The 1270-nt window shown below is 44.6% G+C and carries 2 protein-coding genes; both read right to left on the bottom strand.

Annotated elements, in window-relative coordinates; all coding sequences use genetic code 11:
- Nucleotides 1-486: helix-turn-helix domain-containing protein (locus BFI01S_RS21985; protein WP_156478373.1), on the bottom strand; the 486-nt coding region annotated here is incomplete at its 3' end.
- 44 nt (nt 487-530) lie between these two features.
- On the bottom strand, nt 531-1052 hold the full coding sequence (locus BFI01S_RS21980) for a DUF6431 domain-containing protein (RefSeq protein ID WP_268875356.1): 522 nt from the start codon (nt 1050-1052) through the stop codon (nt 531-533).
- Nucleotides 1053-1270 lie beyond the last annotated feature (218 nt).

The raw sequence follows: 1270 nt of genomic DNA, 5'->3' as shown, positions 1-1270 counted from the left end.
TTTAATGTCAGATTGCCAAAGTTGGTTCCGGTGTCGTTTCTGAAATCTTCGGGCAGCCACTCCTGTTTGGGAGTAAAGGCGCATATGTCGTGAGCTGTAACCTTTTTCCGTCAGCTTTTCCTGAAGAGTGGACCTTTTGATTTGTCCGGGTTCAGCCAATCCTTCCCACTCAAGAATCTGGATAATTTGCGCCACACTGCGGCTAGGTACTTCTTTGCGAAGAAGAATAGCCTGTTCTAATAGATGGGGAGGAATGGCTTCTGACTTTCTAGAAGATTGTCTCCCTTGGGGCTTCAGTCCCCCAAAACCATCTTCACGAAATTGAGCCAAATATCGTCTGATGGTTCTCTCCGAAAGGCCACTTACCTTCGCAATCTGTTCTTTTAATTCCTTTCGCTTTCCAGCATCAAGACCCTCTGCCAATAGAGGCGATATTAATTGAAAACGCTGCACGGCCAATTCTTCTGATTTCTTATAATCCCTCATGACACACTCTCCTCTCTGAATCTATCATGAGTGTAAATCATGGGCTATTGGACAATGAATGCAGAACGGGTATGTACCCATAAATTAATATTTACGATGGGCCGGACAATCCTGGCCAGCCAGCCACTGGCATCTCCTGCCAAGCGTCCTATCCTTTGAAGTGCAGTCCCCGAAACTTCGGACGTAAGGTCCGGGGGGATATTTCCCTGATTGGTTCTGATCATGATGGAAATTAAACAGCCCACCCAGTAATCCACGAATTCTTGGAGCCAACTATGCCACCTCGAAAGAGTGGAATCATCAGCTGGAACCGTATGGTTAGTTGGGTTCGTAAGAACGCTTTCTATACATCCCAGTTCATAGCGCTTGTATGGGACCAAAAAATCTGGTAGCTCATGGTGAATGGCACGACAATTTATGCACCGTAATCTTCGGATGTTATATACCTTCATTTGACCAGAATGATCAATGGCTTTTCGATCCTTGGTTCCTATTACCAACATGTCTTTCCCGCAACATGGGGAAGGAATCCTCCCCGCACCCCTAATTAAAAACCCCAGTTTCACTATTTTCAATCAGTCGATAATCTGATACAATGAGCATATACTTTTTGGTTGGGACGTCTCCCGTATAACTGTTGGCGCAGTTATACATTTCGGGGGACGTCTTTTCCTTTCTCCAGAATAAAATGTCGAAATGTTCCGAATTACATACGGACATTATAATCGACTATTTCTGGACAGGCAATACCGTCAACATTCGGTTAATTTAGGATGTCAAAAAC

It is taken from the genome of Cytobacillus firmus NBRC 15306 (assembly GCF_001591465.1).
GTDB lineage: Bacteria > Bacillota > Bacilli > Bacillales > Cytobacillaceae > Cytobacillus > Cytobacillus firmus.
Note: the sequence above shows the minus strand (reverse complement) of the source record. Positions and strands in the feature narration are given on the sequence as shown.